The sequence below is a fragment of the Vibrio sp. J2-3(2022) genome, from assembly GCF_021725735.1.
Lineage (GTDB): Bacteria > Pseudomonadota > Gammaproteobacteria > Enterobacterales > Vibrionaceae > Vibrio > Vibrio diabolicus.
In genome coordinates, this window is the sequence record NZ_JAKKCK010000016.1 from 1 (window position 1) to 6,120 (window position 6,120).

At 43.9% G+C, this 6,120-nt stretch carries 6 protein-coding genes and 4 tRNA genes; 3 read left to right on the forward strand and 7 right to left on the reverse strand.

The features are described 5' to 3' along the window. The 5 genes from L3V27_RS23210 to L3V27_RS23230 all read right to left on the reverse strand — a co-directional run. Nucleotides 1-128, reverse strand: a 128-nt coding sequence (locus L3V27_RS23210) for a GTP-binding protein (RefSeq protein WP_227484038.1), incomplete at its 3' end; no start/stop codon positions are given. A gap of 102 nt (nucleotides 129-230) precedes the next feature. Next, nucleotides 231-306 (reverse strand) — tRNA-Thr (locus tag L3V27_RS23215). Nucleotides 307-319: 13 nt separating this feature from the next. Beyond that, nucleotides 320-394, reverse strand: a tRNA-Gly gene (locus L3V27_RS23220). 35 nt (nucleotides 395-429) lie between these two features. Then, nucleotides 430-514 (reverse strand) — tRNA-Tyr (locus L3V27_RS23225). 36 nt (nucleotides 515-550) lie between these two features. Next, nucleotides 551-626, reverse strand: a tRNA-Thr gene (locus L3V27_RS23230). Nucleotides 627-831: 205 nt separating this feature from the next. Here L3V27_RS23230 and coaA point away from each other — a divergent pair. After that, complete coding sequence (gene coaA / locus L3V27_RS23235) at nucleotides 832-1,755, forward strand: type I pantothenate kinase (RefSeq protein ID WP_005398335.1); 924 nt, start codon at nucleotides 832-834, stop codon at nucleotides 1,753-1,755. Between the two features lie 7 nt (nucleotides 1,756-1,762). Here coaA and birA read toward each other — a convergent pair whose 3' ends face one another. Both birA and murB read right to left on the reverse strand, forming a co-directional pair. After that, nucleotides 1,763-2,728, reverse strand: coding sequence for a bifunctional biotin--[acetyl-CoA-carboxylase] ligase/biotin operon repressor BirA (gene birA, locus L3V27_RS23240; RefSeq protein WP_167426150.1), 966 nt, complete (start codon nucleotides 2,726-2,728; stop codon nucleotides 1,763-1,765). After that, nucleotides 2,725-3,768, reverse strand: a complete 1,044-nt coding sequence (murB, locus tag L3V27_RS23245; protein WP_167426149.1) for a UDP-N-acetylmuramate dehydrogenase — start codon at nucleotides 3,766-3,768, stop codon at nucleotides 2,725-2,727. The genes birA and murB overlap by 4 nt, the downstream gene beginning before the upstream one ends. 101 nt (nucleotides 3,769-3,869) lie before the next feature. On the opposite strand from murB, the gene L3V27_RS23250 reads away from it, so the two are divergent. Then, nucleotides 3,870-4,301 carry a GNAT family N-acetyltransferase gene (locus tag L3V27_RS23250; protein WP_031780708.1) on the forward strand — a complete coding sequence of 144 codons (432 nt, stop codon included), beginning with the start codon at nucleotides 3,870-3,872 and terminating at the stop codon, nucleotides 4,299-4,301. Between the two features lie 71 nt (nucleotides 4,302-4,372). Continuing rightward, nucleotides 4,373-5,713, forward strand: a complete 1,341-nt coding sequence (gene pssA / locus L3V27_RS23255) for a CDP-diacylglycerol--serine O-phosphatidyltransferase (RefSeq protein WP_237312851.1) — start codon at nucleotides 4,373-4,375, stop codon at nucleotides 5,711-5,713. Nucleotides 5,714-6,120 lie beyond the last annotated feature (407 nt).

The following is a 6,120-nucleotide window of genomic DNA, read 5'->3' on the forward strand; positions in this document are numbered from 1 at the left end:
ACACCGCCGTAAACTTTAGCAAGAGTAGTACAGATAGCTGCAGTTAGAGTTGTTTTACCGTGGTCAACGTGGCCGATAGTACCAACGTTAACGTGCGGTTTCGTACGTTCAAATTTTTCTTTAGACATGAGTGGTCCCTCTAGGTACGGATTTAGGTGGCCCAAATTGACCACGCAACCAAAAAAAGATAATTGGTAAATCTAATATCAAAAGGAAATAAACTTGAGAGCTGGTGCTGATAGGCAGACTCGAACTGCCGACCTCATCCTTACCAAGGATGCGCTCTACCACCTGAGCTATATCAGCACTCAAATTAGAGTGGAGCGGGCAGCGGGAATCGAACCCGCATCATCAGCTTGGAAGGCTGAGGTAATAGCCATTATACGATGCCCGCAACACGTAACTCTGAGAGCTATTTCCTAAAGAATATGGTGGAGGGGGACGGATTCGAACCATCGAAGGCAGTGCCGGCAGATTTACAGTCTGCTCCCTTTGGCCACTCGGGAACCCCTCCAAATTTTCAAGCCATTCAGACTACTAAAGGAAAGAATGGTGCCGACTACCGGAATCGAACTGGTGACCTACTGATTACAAGTCAGTTGCTCTACCTACTGAGCTAAGTCGGCATAAGTGGTGCGCATTCTATTGAATGATTTTCGAGGTTGCAATAGTAATTTTAAAAAAAATCATAAAATTCGATTTTTTAGATTCGTTTGCTGCAAATTCGTACAAACTTGGCTTTTTTAAAGTAAACTTCGACCTTTGTCGTTTGCTTTGAAGTTCGCTTGATGTATGTTCTTGCTTCTACTAAACCAAGGATAAAAGAGACCCATGAGTCCATTTTTGTCATTTGACCGTGCAAACTGGGCCGAGTTAAGAAACTCTGTACCGATGACACTTTCTGAAGACGACTTGACTGCGCTTCAGGGCATTAATGAAAACCTAACCATGGAGGAAGCGGTAGAAATCTACCTTCCTTTGTCTCGTCTTTTGAATCTGTACGTCCAAGCCCGTCAAAGCCGCAACTCTGTATTACAACAATTCTTGAATACGGAAGAACATGCCCCTCCTTTTGTGATTGGTATCGCCGGCAGTGTCGCTGTAGGCAAAAGTACGACAGCTCGTATTCTGACCGCATTGCTTTCTCGTTGGGAGAATCATCCCAAAGTGTCCTTGGTCACTACAGATGGCTTTCTATATCCGAAAAAGGTACTAGAAGAACGCGGTATCATGCATCGTAAAGGGTTTCCTGAGTCCTATGATATCAAACGTTTAGTTGAGTTTATGTCTGACGTTAAAGCGGGTAAGCCGGATCTTGAAGTACCTATTTACTCCCACATCACGTATGACATTACGGACGAACTAAGAAAAGTTGATAGACCGGATGTTCTTATCATTGAAGGTTTAAACGTTCTACAAAGTGGAATGGATTATCCGCATGATCCACATCGCGTCTTTGTCTCTGATTTTTTGGATTTTTCGATCTATGTCGATGCTGAAACAGAGACAATTGAACAATGGTATGTGGAACGATTTTTAAAGTTTCGCCAAGGGGCTTTTACTAAACCCGGTTCTTATTTTAGTCACTACACGCAACTGTCAGTCGATGAAGCAAAGCAAAAAGCGAAACAAATTTGGCATGATATTAATGGGCTCAACTTGGAGCTGAATATTCTTCCAACCCGAGAAAGAGCCCATTTGATTCTACACAAAGGCGTCAACCACTTGGTTGATAAGGTATCTTTGCGAAAGTAATTGAACGTCAATCGCTTTTACGCAACGAGATTTCACCACCAATGTAAGTCTCTAGCCCTTGGGAGGTTTCGAGTAATATCCCGCCTTGATGATCAATGCCGCGTACGACGCCGTGCACCTCTCTAGGTCCGATGAGCAGCTTGACTTGACGATTGAGAAAGTTATCTAATCGATTCCAACGTTCGACAAAGCTGGTAAGTCCTTTCAGTTCATACTCGATAAGTGCGGAATTCCAATGCTGGATAAGCGTCGTCGCTAGGACATTTCTATCGATCACGAGACTCTCGTTTACCTGATTCAATGTTGTCCATGGTTGATCAATCTCAGGTTGCTCATCAGGCATTCCAATATTGAGCCCCATCCCAATCACAAGATGAGCAGCACCACCGGCCTGCCCTGACATCTCCACTAAGATTCCTGCCAGTTTTTTATCTTGATAATACAGGTCATTTGGCCACTTGAGTTTAACGCCTTGTATGCCCATTTCTTCTAGTGCTTCCACTGCGGCAATACCAATAACAAGGCTTAAGCCCATTGCCGCGGCCATTCCCGCATCTAATCGCCAGTACATGGATAGGTATAAGTTAGAGCCAAATGGAGAGATCCATTGTCTACCGCGGCGACCACGTCCTTGTGCTTGATACTCAGCTATACAAACACGGCCCTTTTCTGACTCTGCAACTCTATCAAGCAAATACTGGTTGGTTGAGTTAATCACAGGAACAAGCTCAACAAGTGACTCCGCACTAGCAGTAAGGAGAGCTTCATCTAGCAACTGCAATGGTGATGCCAACTGGTAACCGCGCCCTTGCACTCGATAAATATCAATGCCCCACTCACTAAGACCTTTAATATGCTTAGCTATTGCCGCTCTGGATACATTCAGGGCTTCGCCCAGCGCCTCTCCAGAATGAAACCCGCCGTTACTTAATGACTTTAAGATATGAAGTTTCGTAGAGTGATCTTTTCTCATCTTAACGCCTCGATCTGAGCCAAGTTGGTTTCCCCGGTACGGTTCAGAAATCGCACTTCATGCTCAAGTTCTATTTGGTATTTATCCCACACTGCCTGCTTCACTAGGGAAGCAAGTGCGACAACATCATCGGCACTGCAGTTGTCCATGTTGGTCAAAACCAAGGCTTGCATAGGGTTGACCTGTGCACCATGCACAGACTTCCCCTTTAATCCGCACTGATCAATCAGCCAACCAGCCGCGACTTTCATTCCGCCAGGAGTTGGATAGGCCACGATATTAGTATGTTGCTTCATGAGCCGATCATAATGATCTTGAGTGATCACTGGGTTTTTAAAGAAACTCCCTGCGTTACCTACTTTGGCTGGATCCGGCAGTTTCTCCGTTCGCACTTGGCAAACTCGCTCGAAGATTGTTGCTGGGCTAAGTTGTTCTTCCGGAATATCTTTTAAAGGACCATATTGATTAATCGGTTGCCATTGCTTAGCCAACTTAAGCCCTAGTGCGGTAATAAAGCACTTTTCATGCAAAGCGTGTTTAAAAATGGAGTCTCGGTAGCCAAAGTCACAGTCTCTGGCGCTCATTCTTCTATGTTCAAATGTAGTTAGATCAAGAACATCCACGTAATCACAAATGTCTTTTAGCTCTAGCCCATAGGCTCCAATGTTTTGAATAGGAGCCGAGCCTGCACAGCCAGGGATCAGGGCTAGGTTTTCTAACCCACCAATTCCCTGACTCACACACCAGGAAACCAACTCAGGCCAGTCTTCACCACCTGCAATATGCAACAGGTATTGGTCATCCGTTTCCGTCACATGTTTACCCATGATTCGATTAACGATCACTAACCCGTCAAAATGCTCAGTGAAAAGAACATTACTTCCTTTACCTAAAAAAAGTTTCGGTAAATGGGTGAATCTCGGGTCTTGAAATAGTTGGGTAACCTCCTCGAGCGACTCGATGGTCGCTAAATAGGAACACGACTGTTCAATCCCAAAAGTATGGTAAGCCTTAAGGCTTGCATTTGTTTTAATTTGCATAGTAGGTTTGCAACGTCAGATAAGATTCTCTTAAACTGTCGACATTCTACATTAGTTATCTTTTAACCGCAGTGACAATACCTGACTCATTAATCATAGAAGTGTTAAATCCTATCAAGCTCCCTCTCATTAAGAGGTTGTACAAAGCGCATTACCCTTCGGGTCGAGCCAAAAAGGATGAACTGATCATTACAGCGAGCCATAAAGGTGAAATCGTTGCGTTACTACGCTTAAAAACCGTAGATAGATCTCGATTGCTGACGGGAATGCTGGTCATTCCAACACTTAGGGGAACTGGCATTGGAAAAGAACTACTAACTCATTGTAAAAACAATGTTTTCACTGATGGCGATTATTGCTTCGCGTTTACACATCTCGAATCCTATTATTCCAAGCATGGATTCAAAACCATTGATTGCTCTGAGCTACCACACCCGCTAAAAATGGCATTTCAACGCTATGTAGATAGCGGTAAAGATCTCATTCCAATGCAATTCATCTCTTCAACGACATCAAAACGCGCGCTTTTGTAGCCAGGTAAATCATATCTTTGATAAAATGGCAGGTTCGCAATATTGCACTAAACTAAGGTACTCATACCGATATGATAGTAAGTAGGAATCCATTCGAACAGTTGCCAAGTCTCGCTGTCAATCCGGAAGACTTTGATGTTCTGTATTCAGCAGAATCATTCAGGACTCGTCTTTTGGATGCAATCAGCAAAGCAACGTCGCGAATTTACCTAGTCGCTCTATATCTGGAAGATGATGAAGCTGGACGTGAAATTCTCACTGCGCTTTATGAAGCGAAACAGCGTAATCCTGGGTTGGACATCAATATCTGTGTCGACTGGCATCGAGCGCAGCGTGGCCTGATTGGTGCGGAAACATCTGAGGGTAATTCTGCGCTTTACAAAGCGTATGCCAATAAGTACCAACACCCGATCCCTGTCTATGGTATACCTGTGCGTGGCAGAGAGGTTTTTGGGGTACTGCATTTAAAAGGCTTCATTGTCGATGATACTGTCATCTACAGTGGGGCAAGCTTAAATAACGTTTACCTGCACTATCACGAACGCTATCGCTTTGATCGTTACCATGTGATTCGACATGAATCTTTAGCTAATTCAATGGTGCAATTCATTCAGGAAGAGATGATTGCTCACCCAGCAGTCAATGATCTTGCTGGAAAAGATAAGCCAGAAACCAAAGAAATTAAGTCGGCGATTCGTCAACTGAGAGCTTCACTTGCTCAAGCTAATTATCAGTTTGAAGACCAACCTGCAACAGAGGAAAGTGTAAAAATCACCCCGCTAGTTGGTCTAGGCAAACGCCGCAATCTGCTCAATCAACAGATTGTAAAGTTACTAGCGACCGCCCAAAACGAAATCTTTATCTGTACGCCTTACTTTAACTTCCCTAAAGCGCTGCATCGTGAAGTGAAGCGAGCTATGAAACGCGGTGTGAAAGTAACTATTGTTGTGGGCGACAAGACAGCAAACGACTTTTATATTGCCCCTGAGGAAGACTTTAAAACCATTGGCGGACTTCCATATCTGTATGAAGTAAACCTACGCCGCTTTGCGAAAGCAAATGAAGCGAATATCGCTGCGCGTAAACTGTCAATTCACCTCTGGAAGCATGACAATAATAGCTTCCATCTCAAAGGCATTTGGGTTGATAAACGCTATATGCTACTGACGGGGAATAACTTAAATCCTCGGGCTTGGTCACTTGATCTAGAAAATGGACTTCTCATCCAAGACAATTATGCGAAACTCACTGATAAGTTCGAAGATGAGGTTTCGCGTATCCTTGAGCATACCCATCTTATCTGTACTTATAAACAGTTAGAAAAAGTGGAAGATTATCCGATAGGGGTGCAGCGGTTAGTAAGAAAAATAACCCGCCTAAAAGCAGATGGGGTTTTAAAACGCATCCTGTAAGCATAATTAACTTCAAAGCTCAGCATTTTCCTGCTGGGCTTTTTTATTATTCCTAGCTCCAACAGCTTAATACTCTTTTAGACCTCTATATTAGTAGACTTCAGTAAATAAGCTTGCGAGACGCAACGTAACCCCAAACGCAACAACCTAGAATCTAGAACGGCAATACATGCGTAAGTGGCTAGGTGCTTAATAACTCAGTCTTCCGATCTTACTCTTTCTCACACTACGCTAGTGAATAAGCTTTCTCACACGTAATAAAGGGGAGCTTTAATGAGTCAGCACAGGGGCTCAAAACTAGCCCTCGAGACTGGGACCCGGTTCAGTAGAAACAGCACAGAGTTGTGAATCAACTCGTCATGATAGGGCTTAGAAAGCATAGCGAAGAGGGAAGCCTACCTCTCGAT

Bases quoted from the DNA above. Each gene is read 5' to 3' on its own strand.
- coaA (WP_005398335.1), top strand. From the start codon at position 832: ATGAGTCCATTTTTGTCATTTGACCGTGCAAACTGGGCCGAGTTAAGA.
- birA (WP_167426150.1), bottom strand. From the start codon at position 2,728: ATGAGAAAAGATCACTCTACGAAACTTCATATCTTAAAGTCATTAAGT.
- murB (WP_167426149.1), bottom strand. From the start codon at position 3,768: ATGCAAATTAAAACAAATGCAAGCCTTAAGGCTTACCATACTTTTGGG.
- pssA (WP_237312851.1), top strand. From the start codon at position 4,373: ATGATAGTAAGTAGGAATCCATTCGAACAGTTGCCAAGTCTCGCTGTC.